Below are 19,727 nucleotides of genomic sequence, written 5' to 3'. Positions count from 1 at the left end.
CCTCTACAACGACGCTTAACCGCAACAAAATCTGCGGCGCAGAGTAAGGCAAAAGCGGTAATTCGTCAAACCACCGTTACAAGACGTGTAATGAAAGGTTTACGTACTGCGCTACTGCCCATCCTGAGTGGCGCGACGGTCAGGCGTGACGTAAATAAGGCGTACGGGGAATAAAATGCGTGTTTTAATGCACGGGAAAGGTAAATTAACGCGGCGCCGGAAACCGGCACCGCGCTGATATTAATTCTGCGTATCGAGAGTCGACAGTTCTTTATCAATAAAGTAAAGTCCTTCGCCGGATTTACCTACCAGGGATAATTTATCCAGCACGGATTTAAACAGCTTCTCTTCTTCGTGTTGTTCCGCAACGTACCACTGCAGGAAATTAAAGGTTGGATAATCCTGGCCGATCATTGCCGCATGAACCAGTTCGTTAATTTTCTGGGTGATCAGCTGTTCGTGCTCGTAGGTGGCGCGGAACAGTTCGTCGAGAGAATTATATTCAGCAAAAGGCGATGCCACGTTCTCGATGCACGGCAGGCTGCCCGTATCGGTCAGATAATCAAACAGGCGCTGCATGTGGGTCATCTCTTCCTGGGCGTGACGACGCAGAAACGCGGCCGCACCTTCAAAGCTGTGATAGCTGCACCAGGCGCTCATCTGCTGGTAGAGAAGGGATGAATAGAGCTCAAGGTTCATTTGTGCATTGAGCTTGTCGATCATTTCAGTTTTCAGCATGGTGGCGCTCCGGATTATTATTACGGGTTCATAATGAGCGACACTATAATTTGTTATTTAATTATTTGCAAAACGTAAAATTAAATATTTGTTCGTTTAAAATACGAATGGGAATAAAACGCATTGGCGATATTTATTTTTTATTAATGCGAATTATTTTGTTCTTAGTTAAATAAAGCGCCAGCAAACGCTGGCAGCTTTGATTAATACCAGGGATTATTTGCCTTAGGGTTAACGGCATACCCCATGCACTTATACTGGATAGTAACGCTCTCGTTCAGGCACAAAGAGCCGCTTGTCAGGGTACAGGTTTTGACCGGCTGCCCGTAGGCAGAGGCGGTGGCATAGCCCATGTTCTGACAGGCTTTTACCGCGGTACCGTTATTAACATATTCATCGGACCAGGCGTTTTGCAGCACGGCCTGGCCATAGTCGAGGCGGACAATGCCGTTCGGCGCGTCGAGGCTGCTGATTTCCGCCTGGCGTTTAACGCTGCATCCCGCGAGCAGCAGGACTGTAGCGACTACGATGGCTCTTTTCATGGTTCGCTCTGAGTGGATGGAAATACGTTATCGTACCCGCAGATGCCCGCTGCAATGCCAGGAATAGCCGGACGATCTACCCTCACTCTTTGCAACGGACGGCGTAGATCCTCCCCTTCACAAAATTGTGAGCGTGCATTTAGTTTTTAAAACTGCATTTCAATTACTTTGAAAGTCTGTTTATTTGATGCCAGAATGAACGGGAACAGGTATCCATGGCGGGGAGCGCCCGCAGCGCATTCTGGAGAGACACGATGAAAATTGCACTGATGATGGAAAACAGCCAGGCGGCTAAAAACCCAGTCATATTAAAAGAGCTGAAAACGGTAGCCGATGAAAAAGGGTTCCCGGTTTACAACGTGGGTATGAGCGACGAAAACGATCATCACCTGACCTACATCCACCTGGGCATTATGGCGAGCATTTTGCTGAATGCGAAAGCGGTGGATTTTGTGGTCACCGGCTGCGGCACCGGGCAGGGGGCGCTGATGTCGTTAAACATCCACCCTGGCGTGATATGCGGCTACTGCATCGATCCCGCAGACGCGTTTCTCTTCGCGCAAATCAATAACGGCAATGCGCTCTCGCTGCCTTTTGCCAAAGGGTTTGGCTGGGGAGCGGAGCTAAACGTTCGCTTTATCTTTGAAAAGGCGTTTACCGGCCGAAAAGGGGAGGGTTATCCTCCAGAGCGTAAAGAGCCGCAGGTGCGTAACGCCGGTATTCTGAACCAGGTAAAAGCGGCCGTGGTAAAAGATAACTATCTTGACTCGCTGCGCGCCATCGATCCTGAGCTGGTGAAGACCGCTGTTTCCGGCCCGCGTTTCCAGCAGTGCTTCTTTGAAAATTGCCAGGATAAGGCGATCGAGGATTTTGTTCGCAGTATCGTGGGTTAATGCGCACTGCGCAGTTTAAATTGTGATATACGTCACAAAAATATTGATTTTTGTGACGATGGTCATATTATAGGCACATTGACTATAAAGTTGTATAACAAGTTAATGGAGCATCACAATGAAACTGCGCAAAATCCTGAAAAGTATGTGGGCCAATTACTGCCGCACTTTTAAAGACGTGCCGCCTGGCGCCATGTTCTGATAAAAAAAACCTGCTTCGGCGGGTTTTTTTGTGTCCTGCGGCAATGAAGGGCAGATGTCACGGGCCACGTTTTGATACTATGGCGGCCTTTGAATAAGGAGAAAGCCCCATGTCACAAAACCTGAGCGCCGATCAGGAACTGGTCTCTGACGTTGTCGCCTGTCAGTTGGTTATCAAGCAAATTCTTGATGTTCTGGACGTTATTGCACCGGTTGAAGTGCGCGAGAAGATGTCCACGCAGCTGAAAAACATCGATTTTGCCAGCCATCCCGCGGCTGCCGACCCGGTGACGCTTCGCGCGATCCAGAAAGCCATCGCGCTGATTGAACTGCGCTTTACGCCGCAGGGCGAGTCTCATTAAAACGCGAACGGGCGACCGCGCGTGTCGCCCGTTGAAAACGTTAAAAGAAGGTCTGGACCAACAGGTAGCTCGCCGCGCAGGCGCAGCTCACGCCAATTAGCCCCGGCAGAATAAAGCTGTGGTTAATGATGAATTTGCCGATGCGGGTTGTTCCCGAGCGGTCAAAGCCGATGCAGGCTAAATCACTCGGGTAGGTCGGCAGAACAAAATAGCCGTAGGACGCCGGGAAGAAGGCGATCAGCATTTTTGGATCGATGCCCAACATCAATCCCATCGGCGCCACGGCCGTCAGGGCCGCCGCCTGGCTGTTTACCAGCTTCGACACCAGGAAAAGCACGATGGCATACGTCCACGGATGGCTTTTCACCACCCCTTCCAGCGCCAGCTTTAACTCATCGAGATGCGCCTGGAAAAAGGTATCGCTCATCCACGCCACCCCGAACACCGAGAAGATCGCCACCATACCGGCCTTGAATACCGCACCGTTTGAGATGGCTGAGGCATTGACCTTGCAGGCCATCAGCATCACGGCACCGGCGATGAGCATCATCATCTGAATGACGAGGTTCATCGACAGGGCCGTCATTTTACCTTTCAGCTCGAAGGACGGGCGCAGTTCGGGGAAAGCCCCGAGCAGGACTACCACCGCAATACCGGCAAAGAAAATCCATGTCGACCAGTAGGCCTGCTTCGGAAAACGCTGGTTCATTAACGTCTCCGTGCCGCCATAGATAAACTCGCGCTGTTTGGGATCTTTCAGTTTCTCCTGAAACTCCCCGTCATCAGCTAAATCTTTCCCCCGACGTAAACTCCACAGGGCCGCGATCGCGACGCCGAAAAGCGAAGCGGGAACCGATACGGCGAGGATTTCCAGGATCCCCCAGGCGTGCCCAATCCCATGCTGTGCGGCCAGGATGGAGACCAGCGACACAACGGCGACGGAAACCGGAGACGCGGTGATCGCCATCTGGGATGCCACCGATGCCACCGCCATTGGGCGTTCCGGGCGGATCCCTTTTTTCAGGGCGATATCCGCAATGATGGGGAACATGGTGTAGACCACGTGCCCGGTGCCGCACAGAAAGGTCAGCATCCAGGTGGTAAAAGGGGCGAGAAGCGTGATGTGCTGCGGGTGTTTGCGCAGCAGGCGTTCAGCAAACTGCATCATGACGTTGAGGCCACCCGCGGTCTGCAGGGTAGCGGCACAGCCTATCACCGCGAGAATGGTTAACATGACGTCAACCGGAGGCTTGCCGGGCTGGAGCCCAAAGACAAAACACAAAATAAAAAGGCCAATACCGCTGATTAACCCAAGCCCCATGCCGCCGAAACGTGTTCCCGTCAGCAGGCAGAGGAGAATGACAACAAACTCAATGGTGATCATGCTTTTCCCTCGTCAATGATTATGTAATTAAATAAATAATTACATTTTGTAAGGTTAATCGTTGAGAGCGAGATCTGATTTGTTAAATTTCAGCAAAAGCAGAGGGTTGGGGAAATAAGAAGGAACCTGCCCCCCTGAACCAGGGCCAAGGCAGGTTAAACGCTTAGTGGTGCTGCACCGTCACAAGATCGAGCAGGTGGCGGTCGGCTTGCTCCGGGCGTAAACCGGCCTGGCGCGCATTGTGGATCTCATCCGCCAGCGTTTTCAGCAGCATACCGTCCTGCTGCTGTTCTTTATCCATATCGCGTAAAAATTTAAGAGTGATGATGTCATGCTGTGCTCTGGCTTCATCGGCCAGCTTGTTGAGCGTCGTACAGCGCTGCTCATGTTCTTCCAGAGTTTTCTGGAACAGTTCTTCCAGAGAAGAGTAGTTTTCGTTGATCCCATCAAGGGCTTTAACAACCGGGTTAGCCCCCGCGGCCTTCAGGAAGTTAAAGACGCGCATCATATGGGTGACGTTGCTTTGTGCCTGTGAACGAAAGAACGTGGCAGAGCCCGTGAGACTTTTTTCAGAACACCATGCACTTAAGTGAAGGTGCAGGTTCGAGGCGTAGAACTCAAGGTTCATCTGCGCGTTAAGTTTTTGCATCATCGTTTGGGTAGCCATACTCATATCCTTATAGACTGTGGGACGTGATGTCCGCTGCTTAACCTGACAGCCAGGCAAATACGAAGAAAAACAGAATTGCAATTTTTGCAGTGACTAAAATCGATCGAAAATTCACTTCCTGTGTTCGATATAAATAAGCATACCTTTGTCTTATGATTAAGAAAACTCTTAATTAGGCTGTGTTTACCATACATTACAAAGTTTAATATAGTACAAAAATACAAATATATAGTCATCAAAGGGGATTTTCTTAACCTCTTGATATTAAAAGCTAAGTGTCTTTCGAGGGATACTGATTTACTTTCGTGAACATTTAGCCGGAATATTGCTCTGTAAGAAAAATAAATACAGATTATTCATTTCAAATATATGATGCGTTGCTGAATTTGCGCTAAGTCAATTTTAACGGAATAACGCCTTTTCATGATGCGTTCGTTTTTTTGATGAAAAGCATGGATCCCCGTCAGGGGAGAGCCGCAGCGACATCCGCCGTAAGGCATCAGGGATTTCTTAGCTAATCTTATGGATAATTCTGCTTACCCAGCTTTCATTTGTCAGACAATTCCTGCCTTTTTTATGTCATTTTTCGCTGAATTTATGTACGCAATTACTGTAATTCTGCGGTGTGATGGGGCTCTCTTATGGATGATTAATTTCCCGCTAAAACTATCACCAGCAATAACGCTTATGACGAGGTAAGCGCTAATGCCTTGTTTTAAGTCCGATTAAATAAGAAGCACGCAAATCTTCCCTACAGAAAAGAATGCTAAAGCTGGAGTTTACCATGCACAAATTTACTAAAGCGCTGGCGGCCATCGGTCTGGCTGCCGTTATGTCACAATCCGCTATCGCTGAGAATTTAAAACTCGGTTTTTTGGTAAAACAGCCGGAAGAACCCTGGTTCCAGACCGAATGGAAATTCGCTGATAAAGCCGGAAAAGATTTAGGTTTTGAAGTGATTAAAATCGCCGTGCCGGACGGTGAAAAAACCCTGAACGCCATCGACAGCCTGGCGGCCAGCGGCGCGAAAGGTTTTGTGATCTGCACGCCGGATCCAAAGCTCGGTTCGGCCATCGCGGCGAAAGCCCGCGGTTACGACATGAAGGTTATTGCGGTTGACGATCAGTTCGTTAACGCCAAAGGCAAACCGATGGACAGCGTTCCGCTGGTCATGATGGCGGCGACCAAAATTGGGGAACGTCAGGGGCAGGAGCTTTATAAAGAGATGCAGAAACGCGGCTGGGATGTGAAAGAGACCGCCGTCATGGCCATCACCGCAGACGAGCTGGACACGGCGCGTCGTCGTACGACCGGTTCAATGGACGCGCTGAAAGCGGCCGGCTTCCCTGAAAAACAGATCTATAAAGTGCCAACCAAATCTAACGACATCCCGGGCGCCTTTGACGCGGCGAACTCTATGCTGGTCCAGCACCCGGAAGTGAAGCACTGGCTGGTGGTCGGCATGAACGACAACACCGTGCTGGGCGGCGTGCGCGCGACGGAAGGTCAGGGCTTCAAGGCGCCTGACGTTATCGGGATCGGCATCAACGGCGTGGATGCGGTGAGCGAGCTGTCCAAAGCGCAGGCCACCGGCTTCTACGGCTCTCTGCTGCCAAGCCCGGACGTTCACGGCTACAAATCCAGTGAAATGCTCTACAACTGGGTAACCAAAGGGGCTGAACCGCCGAAATTTACCGAAGTGACCGACGTGGTGCTGATTACCCGCGACAACTTCAAAGAGGAACTGGCGAAAAAGGGACTGGGCGGTAAGTAATACGCTGTGATTGTGCCCCTTACTCGCCGTAAGGGGCCAGACGTACACACTACAGGAATCACGGAGTCGTTATGCAACAGTCTAATCCGTATCTCTCTTTTCGCGGCATCGGGAAAACGTTTCCCGGTGTTAACGCGCTGACCGATATCAGCTTCGACTGCTATGCCGGCCAGGTTCATGCCCTGATGGGGGAAAACGGAGCGGGGAAATCCACGCTGCTAAAAATCCTCAGCGGCAACTACGCGCCAACAACCGGCACGCTGGCCATTCGCGGTGAAGAGGTGGCCTTTGCCGATACCACGGCGGCGCTCAACGCCGGTGTCGCCATTATCTATCAGGAACTGCACCTCATCCCTGAGATGACCGTGGCCGAAAATATCTATTTAGGCCAGCTTCCGCACAAAAGCGGCGTGGTGAATCGTTCGCTACTTAATTATGAAGCGGGGCTGCAGCTTAAGCATCTTGGTCTGGACGTCGATCCCCAGACCCCGCTGAAATACCTCTCCATCGGCCAGTGGCAGATGGTTGAAATTGCCAAGGCGCTGGCGCGTAACGCCAGGGTTATTGCCTTTGATGAACCTACCAGTTCGCTTTCCGCGCGTGAAATCGAAAACCTGTTCCGCGTGATCCGCGAGCTGCGGCAGGAAGGCCGCACCATTTTGTACGTGTCGCACCGCATGGAGGAGATATTTGCCCTGAGCGATGCCATCACCGTATTTAAGGATGGGCGCTATGTGCGCACCTTTACCGATATGCAGCAGGTTAACCATGATCAGCTTGTTCAGGCGATGGTCGGGCGCGATCTGGGCGATATCTATCACTGGAAACCGCGCGAGTACGGCCCCGAGCGTCTGCGTCTGGACAACGTCAAAGCGCCGGGCGTGCGAACGCCGGTTTCGTTATCCGTACGCAGCGGTGAGATCGTCGGTCTGTTTGGCCTTGTTGGGGCGGGACGCAGCGAGCTGATGAAAGGGCTGTTCGGCGGTACACGCATTACCGCAGGGCAGGTCTCCATTGACGGCGAGCAGGTGGATATCCAGAAACCCGCCCACGCAATCGGGGCCGGGATGATGCTCTGCCCGGAAGACCGCAAGGCGGAGGGGATCATTCCGGTGCATTCGGTGCGCGACAACATCAACATTTCCGCCCGGCGTAAATTTATCCGCGCGGGTTGCCTGATTAACGACGGCTGGGAGTCGAGCAACGCCGACCATCATATTCGCTCGCTGAATATCAAAACGCCGGGCCCGGAACAGCTGATTATGAATCTGTCAGGAGGAAACCAGCAGAAGGCCATTTTAGGCCGCTGGCTGTCGGAGGATATGAAGGTCATTTTGCTGGACGAGCCGACGCGCGGTATCGATGTGGGCGCAAAACACGAGATTTACAACGTGATATATGAACTGGCAAAACGCGGCGTGGCGGTGCTGTTCGCCTCCAGCGATCTGCCTGAGGTGCTTGGCGTTGCTGACCGCATTGTAGTGATGCGCGAAGGCGAAATCGCCGGTGAATTACTTCATGAACAGGCGAATGAACAACAGGCGTTGAACCTCGCCATGCCTAAAGTCAGCCAGGCTGTCGCCTGAGTAAGGAGTTAATGATGTCCTCTGTTACTACATCCGGAGCGCCGAAGTCGGCTTTTAGTTTTGGACGCATCTGGGATCAGTACGGCATGCTGGTGGTCTTTGCCGCACTCTTCATCGCCTGTGCAATCTTCGTCCCTAATTTTGCCACCTTCATTAATATGAAAGGGCTGGGACTGGCGATTTCCATGTCCGGCATGGTGGCCTGCGGCATGCTCTTCTGTCTGGCCTCCGGTGATTTCGACCTGTCGGTGGCCTCGGTTATCGCCTGCGCGGGCGTCACCACGGCGGTGGTGATCAATATGACGGAAAGCCTGTGGATTGGCGTTTTTGCCGGTCTGTTGCTCGGCGTGATCAGCGGCCTGGTGAACGGTTTTGTTATCGCACGCCTGAAGATTAATGCCCTGATTACCACGCTTGCAACGATGCAGATAGTCCGCGGTCTGGCCTATATCATCTCCGACGGTAAAGCGGTAGGGATTGAAGACGAGCGCTTCTTTACGCTGGGCTACGCCAACTGGCTGGGCCTGCCTGCGCCTATCTGGCTCACCGTGGCCTGCCTGATCCTGTTCGGCTTCCTGCTGAACCGCACCACCTTTGGCCGTAATACGCTGGCGATCGGCGGCAATGAAGAAGCGGCCCGTCTGGCAGGGGTGCCGGTTGTACGCACCAAGATTATTATCTTCGTGCTCTCCGGGCTGGTCTCCGCCGCGGCGGGGATTATTCTGGCGTCGCGTATGACCAGCGGCCAGCCAATGACGTCTATCGGTTATGAGCTGATCGTCATCTCGGCGTGCGTTTTAGGGGGCGTTTCCCTCAAGGGAGGCATCGGAAAAATCTCATATGTGGTGGCCGGTATCCTGATTTTGGGCACGGTGGAAAACGCCATGAACCTGTTGAATATTTCGCCGTTCTCTCAGTACGTCGTGCGCGGCCTGATCCTGCTGGCAGCCGTGATTTTCGACCGTTACAAGCAAAAAGCGAAGCGTACCGTGTAACCCCAGCGCTGACTTTTTATTGCTCAACTAATAACCATAGTTGACCTCTGAACCGCCTCGCCAGTTTTGCTGGCGGGGCGGTTGTCAAATGGCGAGGCCCATCACACTGTCTATACTTACATGGCTATGAAAGAGGTAAAGGCGTTTACCTCTCGTAAACCGTAAGGAGGATTAGGGTGGCTGACTTGTTAACCGCACCGCCTGTACTGCCCGGAAAATATGCTTTCTTTTTTGACCTCGACGGGACGCTCGCCGGGATCCAGCCGCATCCTGACGACGTGGTCGTACCGGATACGGTGCTAGAGAATTTGCAGCAGCTCTCTCGACTGAACGAGGGCGCATTGGCATTGATTTCAGGGCGCTCAATGGCCGAGCTGGACGTGCTCGCCAGTCCTTACCACTTTCCGCTGGCCGGTGTACACGGAGCGGAGCGCCGCGATATCCATGATCAACTGCATGTTGTATCACTCCCCGATACCTTAATTCAGGCGTTACATACTGAACTCTCCTCGGCGCTGGCGTCGCTCCCGGGCACGGAACTGGAAGCGAAAGGCATGGCGTTCGCCTTGCACTATCGGCAGGCTCCGCATCACGAAGCGGCGATCTTTGCGATTGCCCGCAGCGTGGCCGATGCACATCCGCAGCTCGCGCTGCAGCCGGGGAAGTGTGTCGTTGAGATAAAACCTGAGGGCATCAATAAGGGGGCCGCTATTGCGGCGTTTATGGCGGAACCGCCATTTAAGGGACGTACACCGGTATTTTTTGGCGATGACCTGACCGATGAGGCCGGTTTTCGCGTGGTGAAACAGGCCGGAGGGATCGCCGTCAAGGTGGGGCCTGGTGACACTGTCGCTGAATGGCGTCTGGCGAATGTCGATGCCGTCTGGCAGTGGATTTCTGATATCGCTAACCAGCAACAACAACAAATAGCGCAAAACAAAGGGGGAAACCATTATGGGTCGCTTAGTCGTCGTCTCTAACCGAATTGCACCGCCTGATGATAAAAAAGCCAGTGCAGGTGGCCTGGCGGTAGGGGTATTAGGTGCCTTAAAAGCTGCTGGCGGGCTGTGGTTTGGCTGGAGCGGTGAAATCAATGAACAAGAGAAACCGCTTAAAAAGGTGACGCGCGGGAACATTACGTGGGCATCATTTGCGCTCAAAGAGAAAGACTATGACGAGTATTACTCGCAGTTCTCCAATGCGGTCCTGTGGCCTGCGTTTCACTATCGTCTTGACCTGGTGAAATTCCAGCGTGAATCCTTCGAGGGCTACTCGCGGGTGAATGCGCTGCTGGCGGATAAACTGCTGCCTTTAATTGAGGAAGACGATATTTTATGGATCCACGATTATCATCTGCTCCCCTTCGCCAGAGAGCTGCGTAAAAGGGGAGTCAATAACCGGATTGGCTTCTTCCTGCATATTCCGTTCCCGACGCCGGAAATTTTCACCGCGCTGCCGCCGCATGAAGAACTGCTGGAGGCGCTGTGTGATTATGACCTGCTGGGCTTCCAGACCGAAAATGACCGTCTCGCGTTCCTGGACTCCGTGTCAGGCAAAACGCGCCTGGTAACCAACGGCGGCAAAACCCATACGGCGTGGGGCAAAACCTTCCACACCGAGGTCTATCCGATTGGTATTGAACCCGACGAAATTGCGGAACAGGCCTCGGGCCCGCTGCCGCCGAAGCTGGCCCAGCTTAAGAATGAACTCAAGCACGTGAAGAATATCTTCTCGGTAGAGCGTCTGGATTATTCCAAAGGGTTGCCGGAACGCTTCCTGGCGTATGAAACGCTGCTGGATAAATACCCTCAGCACCACGGTAAAATCCGCTATACCCAGATCGCGCCAACGTCGCGCGGGGAAGTGCAGGCCTATCAGGATATTCGTCATCAGCTGGAGACAGAAGCAGGGCGCATCAACGGGCGCTACGGCCAACTGGGCTGGACGCCGCTCTTTTATCTGAATCAGCATTTTGACCGTAAGATCCTGATGAAGGTCTTCCGCTACGCCGACGTTGGCCTGGTTACGCCGTTGCGTGACGGGATGAACCTGGTGGCAAAAGAGTACGTGGCGGCTCAGGACCCGGCGGATCCGGGCGTGCTGGTGCTTTCCCAGTTTGCCGGGGCAGCGAACGAACTGACCTCAGCGCTGCTCGTTAACCCTTACGATCGGGATGATGTGGCAAATGCACTCAACCGCGCGCTGACCATGCCGCTGACGGAGCGAATTTCCCGCCATGCCGAAATGATGGAGACGATCCGGAATAACGATATAAATCACTGGCAGGCGCGTTTTATTCAGGATCTACGCGAAATAGCCCCGCAAAGTCACGAAGGCGATCTGCAAAAAAAGATCGCGACCTTCCCTAAACTCGCCTGATATTCCTCTGGGGGGGTTAAGCCCCCCCAAGCGGGACTAACAGCACGTCAACCTGGCTTGAGGCGATAATAGATTTTGCCGCGCAGGTAGCCCTCGATATAAAGCTGTGGTTATGGTTCCCGCAAATCACTAAATCAATATTCTGCTTGCGGCACATATTAAGAATATGGGCATTCAGTTCCCCCGTCGCAATAACGGTTTCATCAATGGGGTACTCTGCTTTTTCGACAAGCTCTCGCAGAAACTGCTGCGTTTCCTCCTGCAAAACCTCACGAATATCTTCCAGCATCGGGGCCGCCAGTTGATTGTACATCTCGGGCTCGGCCGCGAGGGTAATGAGGCTGATGCGCGCATTATGCGGCCGGGCGATGGAAACGGCCCGGGCGACAAGCTGGTGGCTTTCGGGGGAAACGGCAACAGAAACAAGAAGATGGGAGTAACTCATGGCGCACTCCTTAGATGTCTAACAGACAGCGTTTCATCACCATTACCGCGAATTTCCTGGTTTCGCAAGACTTGAATACGACATTAGTGTGAAGCTTATCATAATTATTCATTAATTATTCTTATAAGAAGAATAACTGATAAATGCGCCTAAATGAAAAAAATTAACAACTTAACGTAAGTCACACAAATCCTCGCTTTCACTATTAAATCGTTCTAAAAAGTTATAAACGCATTTCGAATGATCACGCAATGAAACAATTTTTTTGCCAGAAATGCATAACTCTATGTTTTATCGAAGTAATCAAAATGTGTCCCTGACGCATACGTGATGTAAACGATTGCTGATACTGCACGCACGGGTAAAAGCACATTGCGTGCCACTTATTCTCAAGCTTATGCATGAGTATTCGTCGATTAAGAATACAAAACAGTGCCGATTGCTTAAAAAATGATCAAATTAGAAGTCATACTGATGGATTTATGGGTAACATTCACTTAAATTGTGTGACGTGGATCACATTTTTTTTAAATTTGAGGGTGGCTGCATTGTATGTGTCAAATCTGGCGAGTAGAGTTTGCGTCGAATTAGGAAAAATCTTAGTTATTTGTAAGAAATGATAAAACCTGTAAGAGATGTAACCGCGTTGCATCCCTTACGCGTTTGGATGAATACAAACCTAGATTCAACTATGCATTTAGCCTTTTCTTTTTTATACCGGGTGATTTCCCGGCGACATCACGGGGTGCGGTCTTTCCGCATAAAAATAATAGTTGGTTATTCGGGATGGGAACAATGCATACATCCGAGTTGCTAAAACATATCTATGACATCAATTTGTCATATTTACTGCTCGCGCAGCGTTTAATTAGTCAGGACAAAGCGTCCGCGATGTTTCGTCTGGGTATTAACGAAGAAATGGCAACCATGCTGGGTGGATTAACCCTCCCGCAGATGGTAAAACTGGCGGAAACGAATCAACTGGTGTGCCAGTTCCGTTTTGATAATCCGCAGACGATAACGCGTCTGACGCAGGAATCCCGCGTGGACGATCTGCAACAGATCCATACCGGTATCCTGCTCTCCACTCGCTTGCTTAGCGACATCAGTCAGCCTGATGACGCAGCCCGTAAGAAAAGGGCCTAGCAATGAGCGAAAAAAGCATTGTTCAGGAAGCGCGTGACATACAGCTGGCCATGGAGCTGATTACGCTGGGTGCTCGTTTACAAATGCTGGAAAGCGAGACTCAGCTGAGCCGTGGTCGCCTCATCAAACTGTATAAAGAGTTACGCGGTAGTCCCCCGCCGAAAGGCATGCTGCCGTTTTCTACGGACTGGTTTATGACCTGGGAGCAGAACATCCACGCTTCCATGTTCTGTAATGCCTGGCAGTATCTTCTCAAAACCGGTTTGTGTAGCGGCGTAGACGCCGTGATCAAAGCGTACAAACTTTACCTTGAACAATGCCCACAGCAGGAAGAAGGCCCTCTGCTGGCGCTGACCCGCGCATGGACGCTGGTGCGTTTTGTTGAGAGCGGAATGCTTGAACTGTCGCGCTGCAATTGCTGCGACGGCAATTTTATTACCCATGCTCATCAGCCTGCAGGCAGCTTCGCCTGTAGTTTATGTCAGCCGCCGTCCCGCGCAGTAAAAAGACGTAAACTTTCCCGGGATGCTGCCGATATTATTCCACAACTGCTGGATGAACAGATCGAACAAGCTGTTTAACCCGAACGTGTGGGCAAGATTCCAGCAGCGGTAAGTCATTACCGCTGCTTTTTTTTACCCCGCAAACGGTAAACGCTGCGAGCTGGACGTCCTTGCCATAGTCACTAGCGGAAGGATGATGTCGTGCTTATCTTATTAGGTTACCTGGTAGTTCTCGGTACAGTTTTCGGCGGTTACATGATGACCGGCGGGCACCTTGGAGCACTCTATCAACCGGCTGAACTTATTATCATCGGCGGCGCAGGGGTAGGGGCTTTTATCGTTGGCAACAACGGTAAATCGATCAAGGGCACGTTGAAGGCAATTCCATTGCTGTTCCGTCGCTCGAAATACACCAAAAGCATGTATATGGATCTGCTGGCGCTGCTCTATCGCCTGATGGCGAAGTCGCGTCAGCAGGGGATGTTCTCGCTTGAACGGGATATCGAAAACCCGAAAGAGAGCGAAATTTTTGCCAGCTATCCGCGCATTCTGGCGGACGCCATGATGCTGGATTTCATCGTCGATTACCTGCGTCTCATCATCAGTGGCAACATGAATACCTTCGAAATCGAAGCGCTGATGGACGAAGAGATCGAAACCCACGAGAGCGAATCTGAAGTGCCGGCCAACAGCCTGGCGCTGGTGGGCGACTCCCTTCCGGCGTTTGGTATCGTGGCGGCGGTCATGGGGGTGGTACACGCCCTGGCCTCGGCGGACCGTCCGGCGGCTGAACTGGGCGCGCTGATTGCCCATGCGATGGTGGGCACCTTCCTCGGTATTTTGCTGGCTTATGGTTTTATCTCTCCGCTGGCAAGCGTGCTGCGCCAGAAAAGCGCGGAAACCACCAAAATGATGCAGTGCGTGAAGATCACGCTGCTCTCTAACCTCAACGGTTACGCGCCACCGATCGCGGTTGAATTTGGCCGTAAAACGCTTTACTCCAGCGAGCGTCCGTCGTTTATCGAGCTTGAAGAACACGTGCGCGCGGTGAAAAACCCAAACCAACAGACGACAACTGAGGACGCATGAAAAACCAGTCCCATCCGATCGTCATTGTCAAAAAACGCAAGCACAAGGGCGGCGGGCACGGTTCCCACGGCTCCTGGAAAATCGCGTACGCCGACTTTATGACCGCAATGATGGCGTTCTTTCTGGTGATGTGGCTGATCTCTATCTCCAGCCCGAAGGAGCTTATCCAGATTGCCGAATATTTCCGTACCCCGCTGGCGACGGCGGTGACCGGTGGGCCGCGTATCTCTAACAGCGAAAGCCCGATCCCCGGCGGCGGCGATGATTACACCCAGCAGAAGGGTGAGGTGAAAAAAGAGCCGAACATCGACGAGCTGAAACGCAAGATGGAGCAGGCGCGTCTGAAAAAACTGCGTGGCGATCTCGACCAGCTGATTGAAGCGGATCCTAAACTGCGCGCGCTGCGACCGCACCTGAAAATCGATCTGGTCCAGGAAGGGCTGCGTATTCAGATTATCGACAGCCAGAACCGCCCGATGTTTAAAACCGGGAGTGCGGAAGTTGAGCCGTACATGCGCGATATTTTACGCGCCATTGCGCCGGTGCTGAACGGCATTCCTAACCGAATCAGCCTTTCGGGCCACACGGATGACTTCCCGTACGCCAGTGGGGAAAAGGGATACAGCAACTGGGAGCTTTCTGCCGATCGTGCCAACGCCTCGCGTCGCGAGCTGGTGGCAGGTGGGCTTGATGATGGCAAGGTACTGCGCGTGGTCGGCATGGCAGCAACCATGCGGGTCTCCGACCGCGGGCCGGATGACGCCATCAACCGTCGTATCAGTCTTTTAGTGCTGAACCAGCAGGCGGAGCAGGCCATCCTGCACGAAAACGCCGAAAGTCAGAATGAGTCACTGGACGATTTAAAACAGCCTGGGGCCGTCCCTGCGGCTGCCGTTCCAACATCGCCACCAGCCAATCCGAGGTGATAGCGTGAGCATGGATATTAGCGATTTTTACCAGACATTCTTTGATGAAGCCGACGAACTGTTGGCGGATATGGAGCAACATTTGCTCGATCTGGTGCCCGAAGCACCGGACTCCGAGCAGCTCAATGCCATCTTCCGCGCGGCGCATTCTATTAAAGGCGGAGCCGGAACGTTTGGATTTACCATCCTGCAGGAAACGACCCATTTAATGGAAAACCTGCTTGATGAAGCACGACGCGGTGAGATGCAGCTCAATACCGACATTATCAACCTGTTTTTGGAAACCAAAGATATTATGCAGGAACAGCTCGACGCCTATAAAAGTTCGGCAGAGCCTGATGCCGCCAGCTTTGAATACATCTGCAATGCGCTGCGCCAGCTCGCCCTGGAAGCAAAAGGTGAGGTCGCTGCAGCCGTTGTCCCTGCGGCAAAGCTGAGCGTTGTCGATGCGGTTGCTGCTGAAGAGGCCGCGCCAGCCGCCGCGCAAGCGGGCAAGCTGCGCGTTGTGCTGTCACGCCTGAAAGAGAGCGAAGTTAACCTGCTGGAAGAAGAGCTGGGTAACCTGGCGAAATTAAGTAACGTAGTGAAAGGCAAAGACAGCCTCGCGGCGACCCTCGATGACGGTATCAGTCAGGACGATATCGTGGCGGTGCTGTGCTTTGTCATTGAAGCCGACCAGATCGCCTTCGAAACGGAAGCCGCCGCGGTAGCAGCTCCGGCTGCAGAAGAAGAGGTTGCCGTCGTTGCCCAGGCCGCCGCACCGGCTGTGGCCCCAGCGGCCCCGGTGCTGAAGGCGGTGCCAAAAGAGGCCGCGGCGCCTGGCCGTGGTGAAAAACCGGCCGCGCGCTCCAGTGAGTCCACCAGCATTCGCGTTGCCGTTGAGAAGGTTGACCAGCTGATTAACCTGGTTGGCGAACTGGTGATCACCCAGTCCATGCTGGCGCAGCGTTCTAACGAACTGGACCCGGTCACGCACGGCGATCTGATCACCAGCATGGGCCAGCTGCAGCGTAACGCCCGCGACCTGCAGGAATCGGTGATGTCCATCCGCATGATGCCGATGGAATATGTCTTCAGCCGCTTCCCGCGCCTGGTGCGCGACCTTGCCAGCAAGCTGAATAAGCAGATTGAACTGACCCTGATGGGCAGCTCAACGGAGCTGGATAAGAGCCTGATCGAGCGCATCATCGACCCGTTAACGCACCTGGTGCGTAACAGCCTCGACCACGGTATTGAACTGCCGGAAAACCGCATTGCCGCCGGGAAATCTCCGGTCGGGAATCTGATCCTCTCTGCGGAACATCAGGGCGGGAACATCTGCATCGAAGTGACCGACGACGGCGCGGGCCTTAACCGCGAGCGCATCCTGGCGAAAGCCATTTCACAGGGGATGGCGGTGAATGAAAACATGACCGACGAAGAAGTGGGCATGCTGATCTTCGCGCCGGGCTTCTCGACCGCCGAGCAGGTGACGGACGTTTCCGGACGCGGCGTCGGCATGGACGTGGTGAAACGTAACATTCAGGAGATGGGCGGCCACGTTGAGATCCAGTCTAAACAGGGCTCCGGCACCACCATCCGCATCCTGCTCCCGCTGACGCTGGCGATCCTCGACGGCATGTCGGTCAAAGTCGCGGACGAAGTCTTCATTCTGCCGCTGAACGCGGTGATGGAATCCCTCCAGCCGCGTGAAGAAGATCTGCATCCGCTGGCAGGCGGCGAGCGCGTTCTCGAAGTGCGCGGTGAGTACCTGCCGCTGGTTGAGCTGTGGAAAGTGTTCGAAGTGGACGGGGCGAAGACCGAGGCCACGCAGGGTATCGTGGTGATCCTGCAAAGCGCGGGCCGTCGCTACGCGCTGCTGGTCGATCAGCTGATTGGTCAGCACCAGGTGGTGGTGAAGAACCTCGAAAGCAACTACCGCAAGGTGCCGGGTATTTCTGCTGCCACCATTCTGGGGGATGGTAGCGTGGCGCTGATCGTCGACGTGTCGGCGCTTCAGGGATTAAATCGTGAACAACGTGTGGCGTACACAGCCGCCTGATTAAGTAGAAGGTAATAACATGACCGGTATGAGTAATGTAACGAAACTGGCGGGCGAGCCATCAGGGCAGGAGTTCCTGGTATTCACTTTGGGCGATGAGGAGTACGGCATCGATATCCTGAAAGTGCAGGAAATTCGTGGTTACGACCAGGTTACCCGCATCGCTAACACGCCAGCGTTTATTAAAGGCGTCACCAACCTGCGCGGCGTGATTGTGCCAATCGTGGATCTGCGCGTGAAGTTCAGCCAGGGCGACGTTGACTACAACGACAACACCGTGGTGATCGTCCTGAACCTGGGACAGCGCGTGGTGGGTATCGTGGTGGATGGCGTATCTGACGTGCTTTCCCTGACCTCTGACCAGATTCGTCCTGCGCCGGAGTTTGCGGTCACGCTGTCGACCGAATACCTGACCGGCCTGGGGGCGCTCGGCGAGCGTATGCTGATTCTGGTGAACATCGAAAAGCTGCTGAACAGCGAAGAGATGGCGCTGCTGGATATCGCGGCGAATCATGTAGCATAAAACAAAGCCGGGTGACGCTGACGCCACCCGGCTTTTTCATGCCATTATGCTTCCTGCTTTACCAGCTCAGCTTCAGCTTCCCGCGCACCTTCATTCTGCGAGAGCATCGCCGTCGCAATCCCGTTCCCCAGCACGTTAATCGCGGAACGCCCCATATCCAGGAAGTGGTCGATCCCCATCAGCAGCAGGATCCCCGCCACCGGAATGTTAAAGCTCGGGATCGTTGCGGCCAGCACCACCAGCGAAGAACGCGGCACGCCCGCAATGCCTTTCGACGCCAGCATCAGGGTTAACATCAGCACCGTCACCTCAGAGAAGCTCAGGTGAATGTTGTACGCCTGCGCAATAAACATCGAGGCGAACGAGCAGTACACCATCGACCCCACGAGGTTGAAGGAGTAGCCAATCGGCAGAACGAAAGAGGCGATATTGCGCGAGCAGCCAAAGCGCTCCAGCTGCTCCAGCGTTTTAGGGTAGGCCGCTTCAGAACTGCTGGTGGTGAATGCGACCAGCACCGGATCTTTCAGCATGCTGACCAGGCGAAACACCTCTTTTTTCAGCACCATGTAACCCACGGCCAGCAGCACCATGCAGGTGAGAAGAATGGCAACGTAGTAGCCGCCAATAAAGGAGGCGTAGTTCAACAGGATGCCCAGACCCTGCGTGGCAATGACGGAGGAGATCGCCGCGAAGATGGCCAGCGGCGCAACGTACATCACGTAACCCGTTACCTTCAGCATGATATGGGAAACCACATCCAGTGCGGCCACCAGCGGCGCGTTGAATTTCTGCCCCAGCGACGCGCCGCCGATGCCGAAGAACATCGAGAACACCACTATCTGCAGGATCTCATTGTTCGACATCGCCCCCGCGATGCTGGTAGGAATGGTGTGAGACAGGAACGCCTTCAGCGTCATCCCGCCCACGGCCAGACCGGTATCCACCGCCTCGGTTGGAATAGTCAGGTTCAGGCCGCTTCCCGGACGCTCCAGTGTGACGATAAACAGTCCAACCAGAATAGAAAGCACGGATGAACTGATGAACCATACCATCGCTTTGCCGCCCACCCGGCCTATGGTGGAGGTTTCTCCCAGCTTCATAATGCCTACGGTCAGCGTGCTGAAGACCAGCGGCGCAATAACCATTTTGATCAGACGGAGGAAAATATCGGTCAGAAGGGTAATATTATCCGACCAGGCTTTGATGGCATCCGCAGATGCGTACTCGTGAATTGCCGCCCCTGAAAGAATACCCGCCAGCATGAATATCACGATGAAGAGTGTAAGTTTGTTTGCACTTGCCACGAAAAAAGACCCTCTATGCGCTATCAGATGTCGCCCGCGCCGATACATATAAATTTTTTATTACTGCGCGGGAAAATATTCGGCACATAAATTGACGCAAAGCGTAGGGGGTTACAACAAGTTTTTAAGTTTTATTGATTTTGTTGTTGGTGGCATAACGATATATTGTGATGGTGATCACACTATAAGGGATATATTCTCTTCTGAAAAAATAAAAATGCGGCTT

20 protein-coding genes are annotated in these 19,727 nt (G+C 53.2%); 14 read left to right on the top strand and 6 right to left on the bottom strand.

What is annotated here, in order from left to right:
* Window positions 1–240: 240 nt before the first annotated feature.
* Together ftnA and yecR are read right to left on the bottom strand one after the other, a co-directional pair.
* Window positions 241–738: a non-heme ferritin gene (ftnA, locus tag A6013_RS10770; RefSeq protein WP_069733036.1), complete on the bottom strand. Its 498-nt coding sequence runs from the start codon at window positions 736–738 to the stop codon at window positions 241–243.
* 203 nt (window positions 739–941) lie between these two features.
* On the bottom strand, window positions 942–1,280 hold the full coding sequence (yecR, locus tag A6013_RS10765) for a YecR family lipoprotein (protein WP_069733035.1): 339 nt from the start codon (window positions 1,278–1,280) through the stop codon (window positions 942–944).
* Between the two features lie 254 nt (window positions 1,281–1,534).
* On the opposite strand from yecR, the gene A6013_RS10760 reads away from it, so the two are divergent.
* The 3 genes from A6013_RS10760 (at window position 1,535) to A6013_RS10755 (ending at window position 2,736) form a co-directional block, all read left to right on the top strand.
* Window positions 1,535–2,173, top strand: a complete 639-nt coding sequence (locus A6013_RS10760) for an RpiB/LacA/LacB family sugar-phosphate isomerase (RefSeq protein ID WP_028013662.1) — start codon at window positions 1,535–1,537, stop codon at window positions 2,171–2,173.
* Between the two features lie 118 nt (window positions 2,174–2,291).
* Window positions 2,292–2,375: a stress response protein AzuC gene (gene azuC / locus A6013_RS26785; RefSeq protein WP_014884364.1), complete on the top strand. Its 84-nt coding sequence runs from the start codon at window positions 2,292–2,294 to the stop codon at window positions 2,373–2,375.
* A 109-nt stretch (window positions 2,376–2,484) separates the two neighbouring features.
* Entirely contained in the window at window positions 2,485–2,736 is a 252-nt protein-coding gene (locus A6013_RS10755) for a DUF2766 family protein (RefSeq protein ID WP_008500405.1), read from the top strand.
* 40 nt (window positions 2,737–2,776) lie between these two features.
* Here A6013_RS10755 and A6013_RS10750 read toward each other — a convergent pair whose 3' ends face one another.
* Together A6013_RS10750 and A6013_RS10745 are read right to left on the bottom strand one after the other, a co-directional pair.
* Window positions 2,777–4,120, bottom strand: coding sequence for an anaerobic C4-dicarboxylate transporter (locus A6013_RS10750; protein ID WP_047367826.1), 1,344 nt, complete (start codon window positions 4,118–4,120; stop codon window positions 2,777–2,779).
* A 163-nt stretch (window positions 4,121–4,283) separates the two neighbouring features.
* Complete coding sequence (locus A6013_RS10745; protein WP_028013660.1) at window positions 4,284–4,787, bottom strand: non-heme ferritin-like protein; 504 nt, start codon at window positions 4,785–4,787, stop codon at window positions 4,284–4,286.
* Between the two features lie 787 nt (window positions 4,788–5,574).
* On the opposite strand from A6013_RS10745, the gene araF reads away from it, so the two are divergent.
* From araF to otsA, 5 genes are all read left to right on the top strand, one after another.
* On the top strand, window positions 5,575–6,564 hold the full coding sequence (gene araF, locus A6013_RS10740; RefSeq protein WP_008500409.1) for an arabinose ABC transporter substrate-binding protein AraF: 990 nt from the start codon (window positions 5,575–5,577) through the stop codon (window positions 6,562–6,564).
* 71 nt (window positions 6,565–6,635) lie between these two features.
* On the top strand, window positions 6,636–8,150 hold the full coding sequence (gene araG / locus A6013_RS10735) for an L-arabinose ABC transporter ATP-binding protein AraG (RefSeq protein WP_069733034.1): 1,515 nt from the start codon (window positions 6,636–6,638) through the stop codon (window positions 8,148–8,150).
* Window positions 8,151–8,164: 14 nt separating this feature from the next.
* Complete coding sequence (araH, locus tag A6013_RS10730; RefSeq protein WP_032644894.1) at window positions 8,165–9,145, top strand: arabinose ABC transporter permease AraH; 981 nt, start codon at window positions 8,165–8,167, stop codon at window positions 9,143–9,145.
* A gap of 176 nt (window positions 9,146–9,321) precedes the next feature.
* A complete protein-coding gene (otsB, locus tag A6013_RS10725; RefSeq protein WP_069733033.1) occupies window positions 9,322–10,125 on the top strand; it encodes a trehalose-phosphatase in 804 nt (267 codons plus the stop codon).
* Window positions 10,100–11,524: an alpha,alpha-trehalose-phosphate synthase gene (gene otsA, locus A6013_RS10720; RefSeq protein ID WP_028013656.1), complete on the top strand. Its 1,425-nt coding sequence runs from the start codon at window positions 10,100–10,102 to the stop codon at window positions 11,522–11,524. The genes otsB and otsA overlap by 26 nt, the downstream gene beginning before the upstream one ends.
* A gap of 16 nt (window positions 11,525–11,540) precedes the next feature.
* Here the strand turns inward: otsA and uspC are convergent, their stop codons facing one another.
* The gene (gene uspC, locus A6013_RS10715; protein ID WP_063437716.1) at window positions 11,541–11,969 is read right to left on the bottom strand and encodes a universal stress protein UspC; all 429 of its coding nucleotides are present in this window, start codon (window positions 11,967–11,969) and stop codon (window positions 11,541–11,543) included.
* A gap of 795 nt (window positions 11,970–12,764) precedes the next feature.
* Here uspC and flhD point away from each other — a divergent pair.
* The 6 genes from flhD to cheW all read left to right on the top strand — a co-directional run bounded on the left by flhD (window position 12,765) and on the right by cheW (window position 18,197).
* Window positions 12,765–13,115, top strand: a complete 351-nt coding sequence (gene flhD / locus A6013_RS10710; RefSeq protein ID WP_028013654.1) for a flagellar transcriptional regulator FlhD — start codon at window positions 12,765–12,767, stop codon at window positions 13,113–13,115.
* Between the two features lie 2 nt (window positions 13,116–13,117).
* Complete coding sequence (gene flhC, locus A6013_RS10705) at window positions 13,118–13,696, top strand: flagellar transcriptional regulator FlhC (RefSeq protein ID WP_013096051.1); 579 nt, start codon at window positions 13,118–13,120, stop codon at window positions 13,694–13,696.
* Between the two features lie 123 nt (window positions 13,697–13,819).
* Entirely contained in the window at window positions 13,820–14,707 is an 888-nt protein-coding gene (gene motA, locus A6013_RS10700) for a flagellar motor stator protein MotA (protein WP_008500417.1), read from the top strand.
* Window positions 14,704–15,633, top strand: coding sequence for a flagellar motor protein MotB (motB, locus tag A6013_RS10695; RefSeq protein WP_028013653.1), 930 nt, complete (start codon window positions 14,704–14,706; stop codon window positions 15,631–15,633). Before motA ends, motB begins: the two co-directional genes overlap by 4 nt.
* Window positions 15,634–15,637: 4 nt before the next feature.
* Entirely contained in the window at window positions 15,638–17,674 is a 2,037-nt protein-coding gene (gene cheA, locus A6013_RS10690; protein WP_028013652.1) for a chemotaxis protein CheA, read from the top strand.
* Window positions 17,675–17,693: 19 nt separating this feature from the next.
* Window positions 17,694–18,197: a chemotaxis protein CheW gene (cheW, locus tag A6013_RS10685; RefSeq protein WP_014884351.1), complete on the top strand. Its 504-nt coding sequence runs from the start codon at window positions 17,694–17,696 to the stop codon at window positions 18,195–18,197.
* A 44-nt stretch (window positions 18,198–18,241) separates the two neighbouring features.
* On the opposite strand, the gene A6013_RS10680 is transcribed toward cheW, so the two are convergent.
* The gene (locus A6013_RS10680; protein WP_028013651.1) at window positions 18,242–19,501 is read right to left on the bottom strand and encodes a dicarboxylate/amino acid:cation symporter; all 1,260 of its coding nucleotides are present in this window, start codon (window positions 19,499–19,501) and stop codon (window positions 18,242–18,244) included.
* Window positions 19,502–19,727 lie beyond the last annotated feature (226 nt).

The sequence above is a fragment of the Enterobacter sp. IF2SW-B1 genome, from assembly GCF_001743375.1.
GTDB lineage: Bacteria > Pseudomonadota > Gammaproteobacteria > Enterobacterales > Enterobacteriaceae > Enterobacter > Enterobacter bugandensis.
This window is presented reverse-complemented; position numbering and strand designations above follow the sequence as displayed.

Bases quoted from the DNA above. Each gene is read 5' to 3' on its own strand.
- ftnA (WP_069733036.1), bottom strand. From the start codon at position 738: ATGCTGAAAACTGAAATGATCGACAAGCTCAATGCACAAATGAACCTT.
- yecR (WP_069733035.1), bottom strand. From the start codon at position 1,280: ATGAAAAGAGCCATCGTAGTCGCTACAGTCCTGCTGCTCGCGGGATGC.
- A6013_RS10760 (WP_028013662.1), top strand. From the start codon at position 1,535: ATGAAAATTGCACTGATGATGGAAAACAGCCAGGCGGCTAAAAACCCA.
- azuC (WP_014884364.1), top strand. From the start codon at position 2,292: ATGAAACTGCGCAAAATCCTGAAAAGTATGTGGGCCAATTACTGCCGC.
- A6013_RS10755 (WP_008500405.1), top strand. From the start codon at position 2,485: ATGTCACAAAACCTGAGCGCCGATCAGGAACTGGTCTCTGACGTTGTC.
- A6013_RS10750 (WP_047367826.1), bottom strand. From the start codon at position 4,120: ATGATCACCATTGAGTTTGTTGTCATTCTCCTCTGCCTGCTGACGGGA.
- A6013_RS10745 (WP_028013660.1), bottom strand. From the start codon at position 4,787: ATGGCTACCCAAACGATGATGCAAAAACTTAACGCGCAGATGAACCTT.
- araF (WP_008500409.1), top strand. From the start codon at position 5,575: ATGCACAAATTTACTAAAGCGCTGGCGGCCATCGGTCTGGCTGCCGTT.
- araG (WP_069733034.1), top strand. From the start codon at position 6,636: ATGCAACAGTCTAATCCGTATCTCTCTTTTCGCGGCATCGGGAAAACG.
- araH (WP_032644894.1), top strand. From the start codon at position 8,165: ATGTCCTCTGTTACTACATCCGGAGCGCCGAAGTCGGCTTTTAGTTTT.
- otsA (WP_028013656.1), top strand. From the start codon at position 10,100: ATGGGTCGCTTAGTCGTCGTCTCTAACCGAATTGCACCGCCTGATGAT.
- uspC (WP_063437716.1), bottom strand. From the start codon at position 11,969: ATGAGTTACTCCCATCTTCTTGTTTCTGTTGCCGTTTCCCCCGAAAGC.
- flhD (WP_028013654.1), top strand. From the start codon at position 12,765: ATGCATACATCCGAGTTGCTAAAACATATCTATGACATCAATTTGTCA.
- flhC (WP_013096051.1), top strand. From the start codon at position 13,118: ATGAGCGAAAAAAGCATTGTTCAGGAAGCGCGTGACATACAGCTGGCC.
- motB (WP_028013653.1), top strand. From the start codon at position 14,704: ATGAAAAACCAGTCCCATCCGATCGTCATTGTCAAAAAACGCAAGCAC.
- cheW (WP_014884351.1), top strand. From the start codon at position 17,694: ATGACCGGTATGAGTAATGTAACGAAACTGGCGGGCGAGCCATCAGGG.